The following is a 19639-nucleotide window of genomic DNA, read 5'->3' as shown; positions in this document are numbered from 1 at the left end:
AAATTCGTGCGTCTCAAGAATGTGCTCATCAGCCTGGTGGGCGCCGCTCTCGCGCTGACCGGCGCGGCGCTCCCGGCCACCGCGTCCCCGACCCAGCCCGCGATCATCGGCGGCGGCTACGCCCAGACCGGCCCGTGGGCGGTCGCGATCATGGTGAACGGCCAGCAGAACTGCTCCGGGTCGATCATCGCCGCGCGCTGGGTGATCACCGCGAAGCACTGCGCCAACAGCGCCAACCGCTTCTACATCGGCAACGTCGACCGCGACGCCGGTCAGTCGCGCACCGCGGTGCGGTCGGTGTCGCACCCGTCGGCCGACATCATCCTGTACCAGCTCAACAGCTCGGTGAGCACGACCTACGTGCCCCTGACCACCAGCGCGCCGACGGTCGGCAGCTCCGAGCAGGTCTACGGCTACGGCCGCACCGAGTCCGCCCGCGACTCGCGCTACCTCAAGGTCGCGACCATGCGCGTCACCAGGGTCACCAGCGGCTTCATCGACGCCACGAAGGGCACCGGCTACACCGGCCCCGGCGACTCCGGCGGCCCGGTCCTGCAGAACGGCAAACTCATCGGCGTCCACTCCTACGGCGACACCGCCGCGGGCACGTCCGGGCACGTGAACGTGTACACCTACCGCCAGTGGATCCTGGCCAACGCCACCGGCTGACCGACACCCGGAGGGCGTCCTGACCGGGCGCCCTCCGGGCGGTGACCGATTCCGGACCGCGGCAGGGAGGGCGGTCACCAGTCCCAGTGGACGGCGTAGGTGCCGGGGGCGGCGTTGGAGAGGGCGAATTGGGCCGTGCCCGCGTCGTCGAGTCTTAGTGGGCCGCCGCGGGCAGTGGTCGCTTCGGTGACCGCGCGCCAGCGGCAGGTGGCGGGGAGCGTCGCCGGGTCGAAGTCGACCTCGATGAAGTACTCGCGGACCGGGAAGCGGAGCTTGCGCTCGGCGCGCACCGATCGCACCGTGCCGGGCGGGTTGAGCAGCTCGTACTCCACCATGATCACGTCGCCGCGGTCGAGCACCCGGTCCAGGACCAGGACGGCGACCATGCTGCCGAACTCGGGCAGGTACCGGACCTCGCCCACCGCGCAGTGGCGGATCGGCCGCAGCCGTTGCCCGGTCGGGTGCGGCCCGTCGAGCACCGACACGACCGGCAGCCGCGACACCCCGGACCGGGCGGCCCGCAAGACCAGGCGCACCAACCACGACCGCTCCGCGCCGTCCGGCCCCAGCCGCACCAGGTCCTGGTGGCTCAACCGCACCAAGAACTCGTCCTCCGCGTCGACCTCCCCGAGCAGCGGCGGCACCTGCGGCTCCCCCGGCCACACCACCGCGGCGGCCACCCTGCGCTGCCCCTGCCGCCCCGGCCCCCTCGGCCTCGGCGGACCGGCGACCAACGTGCCGCTGGGAACCGCCAACACCTCCTCCAGCACCGCCAACACCCGCAACGACTCCCGCCGCTCCGGCCGCCGCCGCCCCGACTGCCAGTGGCTCAACGTCGCCACACTCACCCGACACCCCCGCTGCACCAGGCGATACCGAATCCGCTCCAACCCCAACCCACTGCGCTCGATCGCCGCCCGCAACACATCGTGAAAGGCGTCCCCGGTCATCCCCCCACCCTGCCACCGCCGTCCACAACCAACAATCCCCCACCCACCACCAATCCCTCTTAAGTCCTCTGTAGACCCCACCACCAACCACACCCCACCCCGAACGGCGCCCCCCGCCATCACTCGCACCCCCGCCCAACCACCCCGCTTCGCGCCCGCGCGCGGTCCCACCCCTGCCCAGCCCCCACCCTCTCCGGGGGGCGTCCCTGGTCCAGTCTACCGGGACCCACCGACAGTCGATCTTGAAACGACCCCCGCAGAGATCCACATGTGGATAACTTCTGTCACCCAGAAGACGGAAATGCGCGGCGGGTGGATCACGCGCGGGCGCGGAGGTCGGTGGCTCGGGGGTGGTTGAGGGAGGCGAAGAGGTCGGCGGCTTGGTGCCAGTGGGTTTGGGCTTGGGCGCGGTCTCCGGCGGTGGCGTGGATGTCGCCCAGGAGTTCGTGGGTGGTGGCGCGGCCGTGGGGGTAGTCGATCTCCGTGTTGAGGTGGAGGGCCTGGGTGGCGAAGTCGGTGGCGGCGGTCGGTGCGCCCGCGGCGAGGGAGGCGGAGCCGAGGTCGTTGAGGGCGCTGGCGATGGTGCGGCGGTCGCCTCGTGAGGTGCGGATGGCGAGGGCGCGGCGGAGGTGGGCCATGGCCAGGTCGTGCGCGCCGAGGCGGACCGAGGCCTTGCCCAGGTACTTCAGCGCCGTTGCCTCGCCCCACGTATCGGCGTCGGCGACGTGCATGGCGAGTGCGCCCTCCAGTGCGGCGACGGCCTCCCGGTCTTGGCCGAGTTCGTAGTGCGCGGTCCCGATGTCACGCAGCACCCACGCCTCACCCCACCGAACACCCGCGCGGCGCCAGAGGACCAGAGCCTCGTCGAGTTCCTCAAGGGCACGAACGTGATCACGCACCCCGCGCCTGCCCACCGCGAGCGCGGTGAGCAGCCAAGCCGTGGCTGGGACAGCACCGCGACGCCGGGCAGCGGCCAGACCTATCTCGTGCGTCGGGACCCAGCTGGTCAGCCCGCCCCGGATCAGGAGGAACCCGAACAGCGCCACCGGCAGCTGCCACGCCAACTCGTCCTCCCCCAGGTCAGCGGCCTGCCGTACAATCGCGTCGAAGTTCGCCCGCTCGGCGTCCCACCACCGCGACACAGCCTGGGAATCGGCGAACTCCAGCGGTGGCAACGGATTCTCGTCCAACCGGAGCTTGATGCTCGACGAGTCCGGCAGCGCCACCCGGTTGGCCGCGACCGCGGTGTTGGCGTACCACGACAACAGGCGCCGCAACGCCGCTCGGCGGTCCACATCAGACTCGTCGGCTTCCGCGCACTCGAAGGCGTGCAGGCGGATCAGGTCGTGCTGTTGGTAACGCCGACCGGGCTTGGACTGGACCAAGTGCGCCGAGACCAACTCCGTCAACGCCTTCGCGACCTCACCGGGTCCGGCGAGCGCGGCAACGGCGCGCGCACCGATGTCCGGACCGGTGATCAGCCCCAGCAACCGGTAGAGCCGCGCCGCCGCCGGTGATAGCGACTGGTACGACCAGGAGAACACCGCCCGGACCGCGGTGGTCTCGTCATCGTCGATCACGACCACGTCGAGCCGTTCGCGCACCGACGCCAGTTCGTCCACCAGATCGGCGACGGAGGTCCCGGCTGTCAGCCGCTCGGCGACGATCCGCAGCGCCAACGGCAAGTAGCCGCAGTGGCGCGCGAGCACCAACGCCCCCTCCGGATCCGCGCCGACACACTTGCCCGCGACCCGTTCCAGCAGTTCCACCGCGTGCGACGGCGAGAGCACGTCCACCGACATCCTGCGCGCCCCTTCCCTGACCCCCAGACTCGCCAACGCGTTCCGGCTGGTCACCACCGCCCGGTAGGTCGACGTGCCGGGCAGCAGTGGCCGCACCTGCGCCACCGACCCGGCGTTGTCCAGCCCGGTATTACCTGCGAGGTAATCGACTTCCCCACTCACACGCGACCAGACTGGACGGCGCAGGGAATCGAGTGAGAGGAATGGGATGAGCGACCTGAACGCCGTTGTCGACGCGTACCTGGCGGTGTGGAACCGGACGGACGCCACCTCGCGGCGGGAGATGATCGAGCAGTTGTGGGCAGAGGACGGCACCTATGTCGACCCGCTGGCCTCCGTCCAGGGCTGGTCGGGGATCGATCACGTCGTCGCGGGGGCGCAGGCGCAGTTCACCGGGATGCGGTTCACGCGCGGAGCCACCTACGACGAGCACCACAACATCGTGCGGTTCACCTGGGAGCTCATCCCGACCGCGGGCGCCGAGGCACTGGTGGTCGGTTTCGACGTGGCCGTGGTGAACGACGACGGGCGGATCGCGGCGGTGTACGGGTTCCTGGACAAGGTCCCCGGCTGATCACCTGGACCGCAGGAACCGCTCGGTGGTGTCGTCGGCCGGGTAGAAGTTCTCGACGTGCAACTCCTCGACGGTGATGTCGCACGGCGAGCCGAACGTCGTCACCGTGCAGATCAGCGACAGGTCGTGGCCGTCGTACCGCAGCCGCAACGGGACGCACACGTCGAAGGCGTCGTCCGAGGCGGCGCCCCACTCGTTGCCCGCCGGGTAGGTCAGGAACTCCCGGTACACCTCGGCGAGCCGGGCGGCCCCCGGGTTGACCCGCAGTTGCCGCTCGACCCGGCCCAGCACGTACCGCCGCCACTGCCCCAGGTTCAGCATCCGCGCCGCGAGCCCCCGCGGGTGCATGCTGAAGCGCAGCACGTTGAACGGTGTGGTCAGCAGGTCCGGCGGCGCGCCCTCGGTCAGCAGGGCGACGGCCGCGTTCGCGTCGACCATGTCCCAGTTGCCGTCGACGGCGAACGCGGGGAACGGGTCGTGGCTGGCGAGCACGGTGCGGACGGCGGCGCGCACGACGCCCATCCGGGGTGTGTCCAGCGCGCTCTCCGAGAAGGCCGGTGCGTACCCCGCCGCCAGCAGCATCCGGTTGCGGTCGCGCAGCGGGACGTCCAACTGCTCGGCCAGGCGCAGCACCATGTCCCGGCTCGGCGCCGACCGACCGGTTTCCACAAAGCTCAGGTGCCGGGCCGAGACATCGGTTCGCGAGGCGAGGTCGAGTTGGCTGATGTCGCGCGTGCGGCGCCACTCCCGCAGCAACGCGCCGATCGACGAGGGGTGCGGCGCGGTCGGTGTCATCACCGGCGATGCTACCGGGTGCGCCCGCGTCGCACGGCCCCGTGGGTCACTCCTCGGAGTCGAAGTCGGAGTCGTCGCCGGGCGAGCGCCGGGCCAGGACGCGGGAGCGCAGCAGGTCGGTGGTGTCGTCCTGACTGTTCTGGTGAATCTGGTTGTGCTCGTTGTCCTGGTGGACCTGGTCGTTCTGGTGGATCTGGTGGATCTCCGGTTGCTCGCCCGCGAAGCCGCCGGACTCGTTGGCCACCAGGACGAAGGCGTGCTTGAACTCCACCGGGATGGCCTTGCGGAACTCGAACAGGGTGCCCGGCAGGTCCTGGTTGGTGTAGGTCGGCGCCGTGGGCGTGTGGCCCGCCAGCGCCAAGTCCCGGGTGACGTGCGCGACGACGGCGGCCCAGATCTCCTTGTCGAGCACGCTCTCAGGCTGGGCAAGGAGGGTGGACCGCAACCGCTCCCGATCCCCTTGCGCTAAGAGCTTCACAGCGGTCCACGGCGAGGTCCTGGGTAGGACGCCCCACGTGTTCTTGACCGCGCTGTCATAGAGGTTGCCGCTGAACTTCTTGAGCTCGAACAGGTCATGCACAGCGAGGGAGAACCGGTTCGTCAGTTCGGCGAGGTTCACCAGGACGGAGCGCACGTAGTTGTAGGCGGCGAGAGAGCGGTCGCGGTCGATCCACACGTCACCGGGGATCTCGTCGAACTCCTTGGCCCAGTCGAGGTACCAGTGGGCTTCCCGGACCAGGCGCGCGCCCACTTCGTCGGTCCCGAGGTCGGCGAACGGCATGCCGACGGTGGCGTGCCTGCTGCTGCCGCTCACCCCGACGGAGAACTCGTCCGACCGGTACACGAGGTGGTCCGGGTTGTGCACCGCCAGGTCGAACGCGCCGAGCGCGCCGGTGGCGAACGTCCCCCGCCCGTTCTCCCCCGACACCAGGGTGGCGATCCGGTCGATGAGCGCCCGGATCGCGTCGGTGCGCTTGCCCCAGCCCACGACGTCGGTGACCTCGGTCGGGCTGGTCTTGATCTCCATCGTGTACTCGCGGTAGCCGACGACCTCGTCCTCCCGGCCGCCGATGTCGGTCGTGACCTGGAGCAGCAACTCGTTCTGGTCCACGACCTCGGCGATCAGCGACCGGTCGTCGTCCTTCTTCTTGCCGAACCGCACACCGCGGAACTCCTGTTCCGTCCCCACCGACGGTCCCGCGAACGACACCCGGTACGCCAACACCATGACCTTGCTCCACACTGCGGAAGGGGTAAGCCACCCTCCCGATCGCCCGCACCCGCCGGAGCATGTCGGCCGGGAGAAGTTGATCACCCGAATGGACGCCGCGACCGTCCACCCCGGAGTCGGGTCAACCGGTCGGTCCGGCCATCTTGGACCTGATCCGCTCCGCCTGGTCGGGGCGGCGCTGGGCGACGGAGAGGCCAAGGGCGCGCTGCCACGCGCGGTTGGCCTCGTCCTGGTCGCCGAGCGCGGTGTGGCTGTCGGCGAGGCTGTCGAGCACCACGAGCTCCTCGGCCTTGTTGCCGAACTGGGCCAGCAGGTCGAGGGACCGCTGGTAGAGCGTGATCGCGGCGCCGTGATCTCCCTGGGCCGCGGCGACCGTGCCGAGCCGGTGCAGGCAGTAGGCGATGCCCTCGACGTCACCGTGGTCGCCATGGATGGTCAGCGCGGCCTCGAAGCGCGTCGCGGCGGCGGCGTGGTCGCCCGCCTTCGCGTGGTACTCGCCGGTCTGGCCGAGTAGTTCCGCCTCCCACACCGGCAGGTCCACGGTCCGGCACAGCTCCAGCGCGCGCTGGGTGGTGCTCATCGCGGCCGCTACGTCGCCCGCCTGGTCGTGGGCGCCCGCCATGGCCCGCAGGGTGGCGACCTGGTTGGGCACCGAGCCCGCCCGCTCGGCCAGCGCGGCCGACAGGGTCAGGTGCTCAACCGCCGCCGCGTGGTCCCGGTCGTGCAGGTGCAGGTACCCGAGGTGGCGGTGGGTGAGGGACAGGACCACGTCGCTGCCGATCAGGGTGGCCGCCTCCAGGGCGACCTGCCAACTGGCGTGGCCGTCGGGGTGGCCCTGCCGGTGGTGGAACCCGACCAGCGACCAGGCGAGCTGCCAGGTGACCTCCGGCCACCCGCGCCGCAGGGCGAAGGGCTGCGTGTCGAGCAGGCACTGGTGTTCGGCGGTGAGCCAGTCGATGGCGGCGCGGGCGGTCGGCATCGTGACCAGGTCCTGACCGGGTGCTACGCCAGTTAGCGGTATCTCCATCTCTGGCCGGTATGGCGCCAAGAGGCGCGCGGCCCGGTGTGCGTTGTAGAGGAGAAAGTCGACCAGGCCACGGACGGCTGCGGTGGTGTCAGCGTCGTCGACGGGGGTAAGGCCGCCTGCATAGAGCCGGACGAGGTCGTGCATCCGGTAGCGGCCGGGGGCGTGTTGGCGGACTAGGTGCGCGGCTTCGAGCGTGCGCAGCAGCGACCGGGCACGGGACTTGGGATGGCCGGTGAGCACCAGCACCGAGTCGAGCCCGATGTCGGCGCACGGCGCGGCGCCGAGCAGCCGGAACACCCTGGCCGCCGCCGGGTCCAGCGACTGCGTGGAACAGGCGAGCACCGCGCGCAGGCTCAACGACAGGTCACCGGTGTCGAACCCGTCGAGGCGGTCGGCGTCCTCCCGCAGTTCGTCGGCCAACTCCGCCAACGACTGGGCGGGCTGGGTCACGATCCGCGCGGCCAGGATGCTGACGGCGAGCGGGAGGCCCGCGCAGTAGCGCACCAGCTCGGCGACCGCCGCGGGTTCGGCGTCCAGGCGCGGGCGCCCGACCCGCTCGGTGAGCAGGGCGACCACCTGGTCGTCGGTCAGCACGTCCAGATCCACGATCCGCGCACCCTTCGCGATCAACTCGGCGAGGTGGAACCGGCTGGTCACCACCACCGTGCAGGTCGGGCTCCCGGGCAGCAGCCGCACGACGTCGCCGCAGTGCCGCACGTTGTCCACCAGGACCAGCAACCGCTTCCCGGCGACCAGGCTGCGGAAGGTCGACGCCTGGGACTCGACGTCAGAGGGCTGGCTGTCCTCACTCACCCCGAGCGCGCCGAGGAACCCGCGCAGCGCACGAGCGGCGGACACAGGTTGCTCGTAAGGCGCGAAGCCACGCATGTCGACGTAGAGCTGACCGTCGGGGAAACGGTTGAGTTGCTGGTAGGCCCACCGCAACGCCAGCGAGGTCTTGCCCATACCGCCAGAACCCGTCACTACCGCCAAACCAAGCGCGGCAGGGTCAGTCAGCTCCGCTAGCTCTACCCGCCGATTGATGAACCGGACAGGCGCGGCAGGCAGTTGCCGCGGAACCGCCGCGGTAACCCCACCAGTCGTGTGGACGTGCAGCGACCCGGTGATCGAGCCCAACTGGATCACCGGACCGGAAGACCCACCCGCGTCGTTGTGGTAGACGGGCTGGACCGTGGAACCGTCGTCGTGCATGTTCCCCCCGCTCGCCGTGGGGTGCCACGAACAGCAGACCACAAATCAACCGACAGCGCCGGGGATCGCCACGGATCGTCCGATACACGCCGCACCTGTGTGCCATTTGGCGCGGCGAGTCAATGCCCTTTGGCGCGATATTCGATTCCGCCGGGCAACGGAAAATCGGCTCAACCGCGCGAGCCCTAGTACATGTCCACCGAACCCACGATCACCACGACCAACGGGTACGCAGTGAACCGTGGTTCCCCCGTGCACCACGTCCACCCGGACAGCGCTGATCACTGGCAGGGGGCGCCGGGCCTGCACCACAGCATCTCCGCGCCGAGTTGGGTGAGGCCGCGCACGCTTGCCTTGTCGTAGGCGAGGTTCAGCCGGAGCCGGTCGCCCACGTCGATGTCCGGGGTCGTGCTGGCGACCACGTCGGCGGTGGCCCGGTCGTGCCCGTCGACCGACAGCAGGCGGATCCGGGCCTCTCCCCCGCCGGTCGCCCAGACAGCCGTGCCGTCGTCGGTGAAGGTCAACGTCCCCGAACCTGTCCACGCCCCGGTGAAGCCGGCCTGCGTGGGCGTCTTCAGCGGAGGGCAGTACTCCCCCGGCGGGGTCCACGCGGGAATCCGGAGGTCGGCGCAGTAGTTGGCGCTCACGGCCGTCGTGCCGGTGGTGCGGAACGGGCGGCCGTTGTCGTCGACCACGGTCTCGCCGCGGCGGGTGCCGGAGGTCCAGGTGATCCGCAGCCGCCACTCGACCTCGTCGGTGGACACGTTCGGCTTGATCACGAACTGCTCCACTTCGGACTCGTTGACCTGGAAGGGGAACCTCGGCGCCGGGACCTTCTCACCGCCGTCGGCGCCGGGGATGCCGAACGCGACCGAGTTGTCCCTGGTGAGGTCCACGCCGAAGCTGCGGGGGATGACGTCGGCCTCGCACGGCGTCTCCAGCCGCACACCGGTCGCGGCGGGCTTGCGGGACACCACCTCCGCGCGCATGGACTGCAGCACCACGGCGGCGGGCAGGGAACCCTGCAGGGTCACCAAGACCTCGCCCTGATCGGCCTGCACCGCACCCTCCGGGCGGTCCTCGATCGGCAACTGGCCCGGCGGCGTGGGGACCACCCACCCGCCCGCGCAGTGGCCGAAGCTCACGGTGGTGACAGCCCGCAAGTCGGGGTCCTCCTCCGAGGCGGTCAGCACGACCACCGACAGGACGCCGACGGCCAGCACCGCGACGACCACGAAGGCCACCGCCAGCCGGATCCACAGCGGCAGCGGCGTCGACATGGTCACCGGGCCGTTGATGGTGTTCGCCTGGAGCACGGACCCGCCCACCTGGCCGGACACCGCGTTGCCCGGTCCGACGGCACCCGGCTCGCCGACGGCACCCGACTCCTCGGTGGCACCCGGCGGGCGGCGCGACTTGGCGACCACGACCAGGGCGGCGGCGCACACGACCAGGCCCAGGATCGCCACGCCGGTGCTCAGCGCTTTGAGCACCGGGACCAACGGGTGGTCCACGCCCGCGAACACGTCGAACTTGACCAGCGCCCACGCGCCTGCCCCGGCCGCCAACGCCACCCACCCGGCCCGCCGCGCCCGCGTTGCCCTGTCCGCCACGAATCCCCCTCCACCGTCCCCGGACGACCATGGTCCCACCCACCGCGAACGCGCGGACCAGGACGTCCGGGAATGTGCCCGCGCATTGTCGGCGGCATTCGGCCGTGCCCGGCACGAGCGGTATGTGTGATCCACCGCGAGCGGTGGTACATGAGGGGTGATCGTGTTCGACAGGAGTCTCGAAGCACGGGACGCAACGGGTTGGGAGTAGCAGATGCCTCGGGTACAGCAGCACCGTCGTCGGTTGCCGGGTAGTTGGTTCCGCACGACCTCCGTGCAGAGCCACTACCGCCGCTCGCCCGCGCTGATCCCCACCATCGTCGCGGTCGCGCTGGCCCTGATCCTGCTGGCGGTGCTGGTGTTCTGAGCCGGGTGCGCGCATCCGAGCGCCGGGAGGGGTCGCCGAGCAGGCGGCCCTTTCTGTGTATTCAGAGACGGGTCCGCTGTCTGTGAAAAACCGTTCCAGCGCGGGTCTTGTCGGCGGCGTGGAACTAGTAGGAGAGTGCATTTCCAGCGATCGGGCGTCCCCCCGATCGCCCGGGGATCGACATACTGGGAATGTGTGAAAGCCAGTCATTCGCCACATTCCCCCCCCTGCGCGTGTCGAACCCGGTCAGGAAAGGCACGGTTTATGGCAATCAACCTCCGCAAGAGCCTGATCGCGGGCATCGCGGTGAGCGCCGTCGTCCCCGCGGTGCTGTGGGCAACCGGGTCCTCGGCGGGCGCGGCCCAGCCGCAGCAGCCGAAGTACCAGCCGGAGATGGTCTCGGTGCTGGCCAAGACGCTGGGCATCGACGAGCGCGCGGCGGTCGCGCGGCTGGACCGGGAGGCCGACCAGCAGCAGAAGCTGACCGACCTGACCCGCGGCGGCCTGCGCGTTGACGGTGCCTTCGTCGACGCGAGCGGCAACCTCACGGTCAACACCACCGACGCCTCGTCGGCGGCCCGGGCCCGTTCGGCCGGTCTCGCCGTGCGCACCCCCGCCCGCGGCGAGGCCGAGCTCAACCGGGTCCAGGCGCGGCTCGACGCCGCCGCCAGCAGGCAGGTGCCAGCCGGTGTGGCCTCGTGGAGCGTCGACCTGGCCGCTGACGTGGTCACGGTCGAGGTGTCGGACGCGGCGAAGCCGCAGGCCAAGGCGTTCCTCGCCGAGGCGGCCAAGCTCGGCGGCGCCGTCAAGGTCGTCAGCACCGGGCAGCGGCTCGAGACCCAGGCCACGGTGTACCCGGGCAGCAAGATGAACATCAACGGCGGCAGCGGCTACTGCTCGGTCGGCTTCGGTGCCCGCAACTCCTCCGGCACGCAGTACCTGGTCAGCGCGGGCCACTGCGTCGCGGGCCTGCCGTCGCTGTACTTCAACGGCTCGGCCTTCGCCAAGGGCACCGCCACCCGCTTCGCGCTGGGCAGCAGCAGCGTGGACATGGGCGTCGCCAAGATCAACTCGGGTAACTCGATCGCCACCACGGTCGGCACCTGGGGCGCCACCACCAACCCGGCGGTGCGCGGCGGCACCAAGGCCTCGGTCGGCTCGTCGATCTGCAAGTCCGGCGCCACCACCGGCTGGACCTGCGGCACCATCAAGGCCTACAACGTGACGGTCACCTACACCGACCAGAACGGCGGCCCGGACACCGTGGTCCGCGGCCTGGCCAGCTCCTCGGTCTGCACCATGGGCGGCGACAGCGGCGGTGCCTACATCTCCGGCAACCAGGCCCAGGGCATGACCTCCGGTGGCCCGACCGGCCAGCAGTGCACCTTCAACGGCGGCAACCAGAGCGGCAAGTCCTCGTACTTCCAGCCGCTCAGTGACGCGCTCTCGTACTACGGCCTGACGCTCAACGTGGGCTGATCTCCCTGCTCACCGACCGTCGCCGTCATCCCCGATGGGGGTGGCGGCGGCGGTGTCATCGGGGTGATACTCCCTCCTCGCCCTACGAGAGTGAGCGCCATGACCGGGTTCCAGCAGGAGAGCGAGACCAGCCGGGTACCGCGCGCGGAGACCTTCGGAGACGCGCTGCGGACCGCGATCCACCGGCGTGACCTCACCCTGGACCGGATCCGCAGCAGGCTCGCCGCGCGTGGCGTGGACATCAGCCTGGCCACGCTGAGCTACTGGCAGCAGGGCCGCAGCCGCCCCGAACGGGAGAAGTCGCTGCGCGCGCTGCGGGAGCTGGAGTCGATCCTCAACCTGCCCTCGAACGCCCTGTTCGACCTGCTCGAACCGCCCAAACCACGCGGGCGGCTGGTCACCGCGAGCGCGGTCACCGGCAGCAGGCTCTACGGCGACGACGCCCCGATCCGCGGCGTGCTCGGCGGGTCGTTCGAGCGGCTGAACCACGGCATCGCGCCGATGACCATGACCGAGTCGTGCACCATCGACGCGAGCCGGTCGCTGCGCCGGATCAGCACCACCCAGGTCCTGCGGGCGGTGCGCGAGGGCGCGGACCACTTCATGATCGTGCACGGCGTCGACGAGGGCGACGTGATGCCGTCGGACATCCGCGTGCACACCGGCCGCCTCGGCGACGTGCGCATCGACCACGAGAACGGGTTCCTGGCCGCGGAGATCCGGTTCGGCCGCGCGCTCGCGCGCAACGAGACGACGATCGTGGAGTACGACACCGTCCTCGGCGAGAGCGCGATCCCCTCGCGCAGGCACGAGCACCGGCTGCGCATGCCGATCTCCAGCATGCTGATGCGGGTGCGCTTCGACCCGCGCGCGCTGCCCACCCGCTGCCACGGCTTCTACCGCGACTCGGTGCCCGCCGCCCTCAAGCAGCGCCGCCGCCTCATCGTCGACGCCTCGAACACCATCCACACCTTCGTCCCGAAGTGCGTCCCCGGGGTGTACGGGATGTCCTGGCAGTGGACGTGATCACACGAACATGCCGGTCGGCCGGATGACGATCGTGTTGACGTCCACGCCCTCGGGCTGGGTCAGCGCCCACACGATGGTCTCGCCGAGTTTGTCGGCCGAGAGGTAGTCGCGGTCGGGCACGCCGCCGGGCATCGCGTCGAAGAAGTCGGTGCGGGTCGCGCCCGGGGACACCAGCGTGACCCCGATGCCGTCGTCGATGAGCGCGCCCCGCACGTTCTCGGCGAGGCCGGTGACCGCCCACTTCGTCGCGCCGTAGATGTTGCCCGGCGAGTACACGTGCCCAGCGACGCTGCCGACGAGCACGATGCGCCCCTTGGTCTCCCGCAGCGCGGGCAACGCGGCGTCGATCAGCACCATGGGCCCGAGGACGTTGGTGAGCACCATGTCCCGCCACCCGGCCGGATCCCCGTCCCCGAGCTCGTCGAACGTCGCGAACCCCGCGTTGGCCACCACGCAGTCCAACCGCCCGAACCGCTCCAGCGCCTCGCCGACCGCCGCCCGCACCGCGACGTGATCAGCCGCGTCCCCCGGAACCACCACCAAACCCTCAGGATCCCCGAGCCCCGCCGCGAACGCCCGCAGCTTCTCCCCACTCCGCCCAGTGACCACCACCCGATACCCACCCCCCAACAACCGCCGCGCGGTCGCCGCCCCAATCCCACTACCCCCACCGGTCACCAAACCCACACGCCCGTCCACCGCATCCCCCTTCCGCCGTTTTCTCGAACACCCCCTTTCTATACGCCGCGCCCATTTCGCCGCAAATTCCTGGACCTGAATCCAACTCCAACCAATTCCCATTCCCGCCCCCCGAACTCGCCATTCCCCACCCCCACCAACCGCTCCACTCACCCGACTACGGCGCCCCCGCCCAGACTCCCCGCCAGACATCCACCCGACCCCTCCCACGCCCACTGACCCCGCCTGGCATCCAACTGGAGCCGCCAGATGCAGGGTTCGACCTAGACCCCGCGGGACGTTCGACCGCACCCACCAGCGGACCCAGGCCTTCAGTTGGACCTACCAAGATCCAGAGGTTCGACTGAACGCACCGGACGTTCGACCACACCCGCCAAACGCCCGCTGGACCCGCCAGGCCTCCAACTGAACCAGCCAAGCGCCCACTCGATCCGCCAGGCACTCAACCAGACCCGCTAGGCGCAGGGGTTCGACCGCACCCCAAGCCTGCCAGGCCTTCAGCTGGACCAGCCAAGATGCAGAGGTTCGGCTGGGCCCACCGTAGGTTCGACCGCACCCGCCAGGCACCCTCTTACCCCACCAGCCCCGCTTCGCGCCCGCGCGCGGTCCCACCCCAGCCCGGCCCCCACCCTCTCCGGGGGGCGGCCCAGGTCCAGTCTACCGGGACCCCCCGACGGATGATCTTGAAAGCGCCGCCGTGGAGATCCACATGTGGATAACTTCTGTCACCCAGAAGACGGAAAAACGGGGCGGCGCGGCAAGGGAACAGCAGGTCAGCGGCTTGGGTGGCGTGCGGGGAGTGTCGTCGCGGGGAAGTCGGGTCGGCGGTGATCATCGAGGGGGTTGACTGGCAGAGTTTGTCCACAATGGACAAAACGGGAAAAGGAGGTTCGCGGGGAGGGCGGGGGTGGATAGGGTGTGGGGGCCGAGGTGCGAGCGACGAGTGAGGGGGCGGCCGTGAGGGTGTGCGGTGTGGTGGCCTCGTCGCGGTATGAGGTGAGTTTGGTGTCTTCCGGCGGCCGACGCCTGCTGCGCGGCTGGTGTTGGGAGAGGCGGCTCGGCTAGGGGCTGGGCGCCGGAGGAATCGCGCTGTCCTGGTGAACTCTGCCCCGAAGGGGTTCTTTGTCATGCGCGCCAACGAGATCAGTGCTGTCCGCAACCTCGGCATCCTCGCCCATGTGGACGCGGGTAAGACCACCGTCACCGAACGGATCCTCTTCGCCACCGGGGCGACGCACAAACGCGGTGAGGTCCACGACGGCACGACGATCACCGACTTCGACGAGCAGGAGCGCGCCCGCGGCATCACCATCTTCGCCGCCGCCGTGAGTTGCGCCTGGGGCGAGCACCGGCTCACCCTCATCGACACGCCCGGCCACGTGGACTTCGCCGACGAGGTGGCGCGGTCGTTGCGGGTGCTCGACGGCGCCGTCGCGGTGTTCGACGCCGTCGCCGGGGTCGAGCCGCAGAGCGAGTCGGTGTGGCGGCAGGCCGATCGGCACGGTGTGCCGCGGATCGCGTTCGTCAACAAGCTCGACCGGGTCGGCGCCGACCTGGACGCGGCGGTCGAGTCGATCCGGCGGCGGCTGCACCCGGTGCCGCTCGTCGTCCAGGTGCCGATCGGGCGGGAGGCCGAGTTCACCGGCGTGGTGGACCTCCTGCGCATGCGGTCCGTGCTGTGGCACAACGATGCGATCACCGAGGGTCCAGTGCCACACGACATGGTCGACGAGGCAAACTTGCGCCGCAAGGCGCTTGAGGAAGCAGTCGCTGAACTGCACCCGCAAGCGTTGGACGAGTTCGTCGCCGAGGGAGCACTCTCCGCCCAGACGTTCAACGTTGCGTTGCGAGATCTGACCCACACCGGCGAGGGGCTCGTTGTGCTGTGTGGATCGGCGTATCGCAACCGTGGCATCGAGCCGCTCCTGGATGCGATCGCCGCCTACCTGCCGTCACCGTTGGACGTGCCGCCGGTGCGTGGCACCTACGACGGTGTGGAGCAGCAACGACCCACGGATCCAGCCGCGCCCACAACGGCACTGGTGTTCAAGGTGGTGACAACGCCAACGGGCAGGCTCACCTACCTCAGGGTCTACGCGGGAACTGTCCGAAAGGGAATGGAGGTGCGGGACGTGGGTGCGAGAAGAAACGAACGCGTCTCCCGGATCCTGCGGGTCCAGGCCGATCAGCACACCGAAGTGGACAGTGCGGTGGCCGGTGACATCGTCGCGGTAGTCGGGCCGAAGGCGGCTCGCGTGGGCGCGACCCTCTGCGGCCCAGGCGATCCGGTGCTGCTCGAACCACCTGTGTCGGCGGACCCTGTGGTCTCGGTGGCGGTGGAAGCCGCCCGGGCGGGCGACAACGCCAAGCTGACATCCGCGCTGGCACACCTGGCGGACGAGGACCCGTCCCTGGTCGTCCGGACCGACACCGAGACCGGCCAGATCGTGCTGTCCGGCCTGGGCGAACTGCACCTGGAGGTGGCGGTGCAGAAGCTGCGCCGGACCACCGGTCTCGTCGTCTCCGTCGGCCGACCCCAGGTGGCGTACCGGGAAACCGTCGTGCGCGGCGTCCAGGGGCTGGTGTACCGGCACGTCAAGCAAGACGGCGGCTCGGGTCAGTTCGCGCACGTCGTCCTGGACGTCGCACCGCTGGCGGACGGGCACTTCGAGTTCTCGTCCACGGTCGTAGGCGGTCGGGTGCCGAGCGAGTACGTCCGCGCCGTGGCCGCGGGCTGCCGCGACGCCCTGGCCGACGGTCCGCTCGGCGGTCACCCCGTGACCGGCCTGCGCGTCACCCTGACCGACGGCTCGACCCACGTGAAGGACTCGTCCGAGATGGCGTTCCGCACAGCGGGCCGGTTCGGCCTCCGGGAAGCGTTGCGCGCCAGCGTGATGCAGCTCCTGGAGCCCGTGGTCGAGGTCGTCGTCACCGTCCCGGACGACGCGGTCGGTACCGTGCTCGCTGACTTGGCGGCCCGCCGAGGCCGGGTCACCGAGTCCATGGTCCGCTCGAGCACAGCGGCGGTCACCGCCGTGCTCCCGCTGGCCGAGCTGTTCGGCTACGCGAACCGGCTCCGCGGCCGCACCCAGGGCCGGGGCACCTTCACCACCCGACCCGCCGGTTACGCCCCAGCGCACCGAACCCAGGTGGCCGGGTAACGAACGACCGTGGCCCGGGACCAGTCCAGGTCCCGGGCCACGGTCAGTGCAGGATCAGGCGATGATCACGCGAGCGGGGTCGGTGAAGTCGGAGCCGATGGAGATCTCGTTGCCGGTCCACGGCATCGTGGTGAACCCGTTGCCGTTGTACCAGGTGCGGAGGTTGCCCTCCGGGGAGACGTAGACGACCTCGGCGCGGCCGTCACCGGAGAAGTCACCGAACTTGGTGCGGGCCGGGTCGGTGAAACCGGTGCCGACGACGATGTCGCTGGTCCACGGGGCGGTGGTGAACCCGTTGCCGTTGTACCAGCCTCGGAGGTCGCCGTTGGTCTCGTTGTGGACCAACTCCGCGCGGCCGTCGCCCGACAGGTCGGCGAAGTGGACGCGGGCCGGGTCAGCGAACCCGGTGCCGATCACGATGTTGCTCGTCCACGGGGCGGTGGTGAACCCGTTGCCGTTGTACCAGCCGCGCAGGTTCCCGTTGGTCTCCACGTGGATCAGCTCGGCCCGCCCGTCGCCCGACAGGTCGGCGAAGAACACGCGGCTCGGGTCGGAGAACCCGCTGCCGATCTCCAGCTCACTGGTCCACGGGTACGTGGTGAAACCGTTGCCGTTGTACCAAGCCCGCAGTTTCCCGTCCGGCGCGACGTAGATCAGCTCCTTGCGACCGTCACCGGACAGGTCAGCGAACTTCACCCGCGCCGGATCGGCGAACCCGATACCCACGGGGATGTTGCTGGTCCACGGCGTGCTCATGAAGCCGTTGCCGTTGTACCACCCCTGCAGCGTCCCATCGGTGCGGGCGTGCACCAGCTCCGCGCGGGAGTCACCGGAGAGCGAGGCGCCCGGCGCGCGGATGGCCCACAGCTTGTTGGCGATGACGACCGAGTCGGCCGCCTCGACCGCGTAGCGGCCCCGGTACTGCGCCGCCGGGCGCTGCACGTCCGCTGCGACCACACCGATCGACGCGGAGTTCCAGCTGCCGCTGGGGAACAGGCGGTTCATCTCATCCAGGAACTTGCGGGTAGCGATCACCGGGTCGGTGCGCTGGGCGAAGGTGCCCCAGGAGTCCCGCTGCTGGAACAGACCCACCGAGTCCAGGTCGCCGCCGTCGAGGTTGCTGATCGACGTCTCGACGATGACGGTGGAGATCGCGATGGCCGCGGCCTTCTCGTTGTAGCCGTAGGCCTTCACGGCGTCCACGACGGCTCTGGCGCAGGACGCGTTGTAGGAGTTCATGTTGCCGCTCATCTTGTTGTTCAGCAACGGGTTCAGCGCGGCGGCGGTGGCGGTGTCCGCGGCGGTCGGACCGCCGCTGACGCACGGCAGGGCGGTGAAGGTCTGGGCGGCCGACACCTGAGCCGGGCTGAGGTCCGACACCGGGGCCGCGCTCGCGGTGTTCCCAGCGCCGAGCGCCAGCGTGGCGGCGATTCCGACGAGGGCGGCACCTCGGGTGTACACGCTCATTGTCTTCTCCCTGTGGCTGTTGTTCTTGCGATGGAACAAGATTGGCAGTGGCGCCTATAAAGCCCCTACAAGATTCCTCTTCCTCTTCCTCTTCCGCGGACGGCCACGGCCGAAAATGGGGAAAGCCCGCACCGGCGAACCGGAGCGGGCTTTCCCCAGGAGGGGATGTCAGGCGAACAGGACGCGAGCGGGGTCGGTGAAGCCGGTGCCGATGGCGACCTCGTTCCCGGTCCACGGCGTGGTCGTGAAACCGTTCCCGTTGTACCAGGCGCGGAGGTTGCCCTCAGGCGAGACGTAGACGACCTCGGCGCGGCCGTCACCGGAGACATCACCGAACTTGGTGCGGGCCGGGTCGGTGAAACCGGTGCCCACGACGATGTTGCTCGTCCACGGCGCACTCGTGAAACCGTTGCCGTTGTACCAGCCGCGCAGGTCGCCGTTGGTCTCGTTGTAGACCAGCTCGGCTCGCCCGTCACCGGAGAGGTCGGCGAAGTGCAGGCGGGCGGGGTCTGCGAACCCGGTGCCGATCACGATGTTGCTCGTCCACGGGGCGGTGGTGAACCCGTTGCCGTTGTACCACCCGCGGATGTTGCCGTTGGTCTCCAGGTGGATCAGCTCCGCACGACCGTCACCCGAGATGTCGGCGAAGAACACGCGGCTCGGGTCGGAGAACCCGCTGCCGATCTCCAGCTCACTGGTCCACGGGTAGGTCGTGAAACCGTTGCCGTTGTACCAAGCCCGCAGCTTGCCGTCGGGAGCCACGTAGATCAGCTCCTTGCGACCGTCACCGGACAGGTCAGCGAACTTCACCCGCGCCGGGTCCGCGAACCCGACACCCACCGGGATGTTGCTCGTCCACGGCGCGCTGGTGAAGCCGTTGCCGTTGTACCAGCCCTGCAGCGTCCCATCGGTGCGGATGTCCACCAGTTCGGCCTTGGTGTCCCCGGACAGCGACGCACCCGGCGCCTGGACGTTGTCGTCGATGACGTTGTTGCCCCGGTAGGGCACGTACGACGCGACGGTGTCGGCCCAGTTGTACTCGTGGTAGATCGCCTTGGGCGGGGTCTGTTCGTAGACCCAGTACCGGCTCTGCGTCCCGTCCTTCCAGCCGCCGAAGATCCGCACGTGGCCCATGCCGCCGCTCGGGTTCACCCAGAGCAGCATGTCGCCCGCCTTGAGCTGGGCCTTGGTGACCTGTGTGCCCTTGCTCCCCAACGTCGCCGTCCACTCGTACTTGCTCTCGAGCGCCCACGCCATGGACACCATGCCGGAGCAGTCCTGCCGGTAGCCGTCGGTGCGGTCATCGTTGTCGTACGGGAGCGCCCGGTCGACCCAGACCTTCGCCCTGGCCATCACCTCCGAGCGGGTGATGGGGCGGTCGGCGAGAACAGCGGTCGCTCTGGGGGCCGTCTCGATGGCCTCGTGCTGGTACCTGCCGGGGTCCGCGCCGGGCGCGGCGCTCGCGGTGCCGGTGGCGGAGAAGGCCAGTGCCGCGGTGAGCGCGGTCAGGACCGCGGTTCGGAGGGTGTGCTTGACGTTCATGTCGGCGTCCTCGCGTCCTTCG

General features: G+C 70.0%; 15 protein-coding genes. 6 read left to right on the top strand and 9 right to left on the bottom strand.

What is annotated here, in order from left to right:
- Window positions 1–6 precede the first annotated feature (6 nt).
- A complete protein-coding gene (locus LV79_RS13745) occupies window positions 7–669 on the top strand; it encodes a S1 family peptidase (RefSeq protein ID WP_253836233.1) in 663 nt (220 codons plus the stop codon).
- A gap of 74 nt (window positions 670–743) precedes the next feature.
- Here the strand turns inward: LV79_RS13745 and LV79_RS13740 are convergent, their stop codons facing one another.
- Together LV79_RS13740 and LV79_RS13735 are read right to left on the bottom strand one after the other, a co-directional pair.
- Window positions 744–1517 carry an XRE family transcriptional regulator gene (locus tag LV79_RS13740; RefSeq protein ID WP_253836231.1) on the bottom strand — a complete coding sequence of 258 codons (774 nt, stop codon included), beginning with the start codon at window positions 1515–1517 and terminating at the stop codon, window positions 744–746.
- A gap of 419 nt (window positions 1518–1936) precedes the next feature.
- Window positions 1937–3583: a tetratricopeptide repeat protein gene (locus LV79_RS13735; RefSeq protein ID WP_253836228.1), complete on the bottom strand. Its 1647-nt coding sequence runs from the start codon at window positions 3581–3583 to the stop codon at window positions 1937–1939.
- Between the two features lie 46 nt (window positions 3584–3629).
- On the opposite strand from LV79_RS13735, the gene LV79_RS13730 reads away from it, so the two are divergent.
- Window positions 3630–3995, top strand: a complete 366-nt coding sequence (locus LV79_RS13730; protein WP_253836226.1) for a nuclear transport factor 2 family protein — start codon at window positions 3630–3632, stop codon at window positions 3993–3995.
- On the opposite strand, the gene LV79_RS13725 is transcribed toward LV79_RS13730, so the two are convergent.
- The 4 genes from LV79_RS13725 to LV79_RS13710 form a co-directional block, all read right to left on the bottom strand.
- A complete protein-coding gene (locus LV79_RS13725) occupies window positions 3996–4790 on the bottom strand; it encodes a helix-turn-helix domain-containing protein (RefSeq protein ID WP_253836223.1) in 795 nt (264 codons plus the stop codon).
- Window positions 4791–4836: 46 nt separating this feature from the next.
- Window positions 4837–6018 carry an actin cross-linking domain-containing toxin gene (locus LV79_RS13720; RefSeq protein WP_253836221.1) on the bottom strand — a complete coding sequence of 394 codons (1182 nt, stop codon included), beginning with the start codon at window positions 6016–6018 and terminating at the stop codon, window positions 4837–4839.
- 124 nt (window positions 6019–6142) lie between these two features.
- Window positions 6143–8260, bottom strand: coding sequence for an ATP-binding protein (locus LV79_RS13715; RefSeq protein ID WP_253836218.1), 2118 nt, complete (start codon window positions 8258–8260; stop codon window positions 6143–6145).
- Between the two features lie 281 nt (window positions 8261–8541).
- Window positions 8542–9873, bottom strand: a complete 1332-nt coding sequence (locus LV79_RS13710; protein ID WP_253836216.1) for a hypothetical protein — start codon at window positions 9871–9873, stop codon at window positions 8542–8544.
- A 214-nt stretch (window positions 9874–10087) separates the two neighbouring features.
- Here LV79_RS13710 and LV79_RS13705 point away from each other — a divergent pair, with 214 nt between their 5' ends.
- From LV79_RS13705 to LV79_RS13695, 3 genes are all read left to right on the top strand, one after another.
- Window positions 10088–10240 (top strand): hypothetical protein, encoded by a 153-nt coding sequence (locus LV79_RS13705; protein WP_204454044.1) that lies wholly within the window; start codon window positions 10088–10090, stop codon window positions 10238–10240.
- Between the two features lie 264 nt (window positions 10241–10504).
- Window positions 10505–11719 carry a S1 family peptidase gene (locus tag LV79_RS13700; RefSeq protein ID WP_253836214.1) on the top strand — a complete coding sequence of 405 codons (1215 nt, stop codon included), beginning with the start codon at window positions 10505–10507 and terminating at the stop codon, window positions 11717–11719.
- Window positions 11720–11818: 99 nt separating this feature from the next.
- Window positions 11819–12745, top strand: a complete 927-nt coding sequence (locus tag LV79_RS13695; protein WP_253836212.1) for a helix-turn-helix domain-containing protein — start codon at window positions 11819–11821, stop codon at window positions 12743–12745.
- Here LV79_RS13695 and LV79_RS13690 read toward each other — a convergent pair whose 3' ends face one another.
- Window positions 12746–13426 (bottom strand): SDR family oxidoreductase, encoded by a 681-nt coding sequence (locus LV79_RS13690; RefSeq protein WP_253838501.1) that lies wholly within the window; start codon window positions 13424–13426, stop codon window positions 12746–12748. It lies immediately after the preceding gene.
- 1148 nt (window positions 13427–14574) lie between these two features.
- Here LV79_RS13690 and fusA point away from each other — a divergent pair.
- Window positions 14575–16608 carry an elongation factor G gene (fusA, locus tag LV79_RS13685; protein WP_253836210.1) on the top strand — a complete coding sequence of 678 codons (2034 nt, stop codon included), beginning with the start codon at window positions 14575–14577 and terminating at the stop codon, window positions 16606–16608.
- Between the two features lie 54 nt (window positions 16609–16662).
- Here fusA and LV79_RS13680 read toward each other — a convergent pair whose 3' ends face one another.
- The gene (locus tag LV79_RS13680) at window positions 16663–18075 is read right to left on the bottom strand and encodes an FG-GAP-like repeat-containing protein (protein WP_253836200.1); all 1413 of its coding nucleotides are present in this window, start codon (window positions 18073–18075) and stop codon (window positions 16663–16665) included.
- Between the two features lie 168 nt (window positions 18076–18243).
- A complete protein-coding gene (locus tag LV79_RS13675) occupies window positions 18244–19617 on the bottom strand; it encodes an FG-GAP-like repeat-containing protein (RefSeq protein ID WP_253836198.1) in 1374 nt (457 codons plus the stop codon).
- Window positions 19618–19639 lie beyond the last annotated feature (22 nt).

This window comes from Actinokineospora globicatena (genome assembly GCF_024171945.1).
GTDB lineage: Bacteria > Actinomycetota > Actinomycetes > Mycobacteriales > Pseudonocardiaceae > Actinokineospora > Actinokineospora globicatena.
The sequence above is the reverse complement of the archived record's forward strand: the minus strand, read 5'-3'. Positions and strand labels throughout refer to the sequence as shown.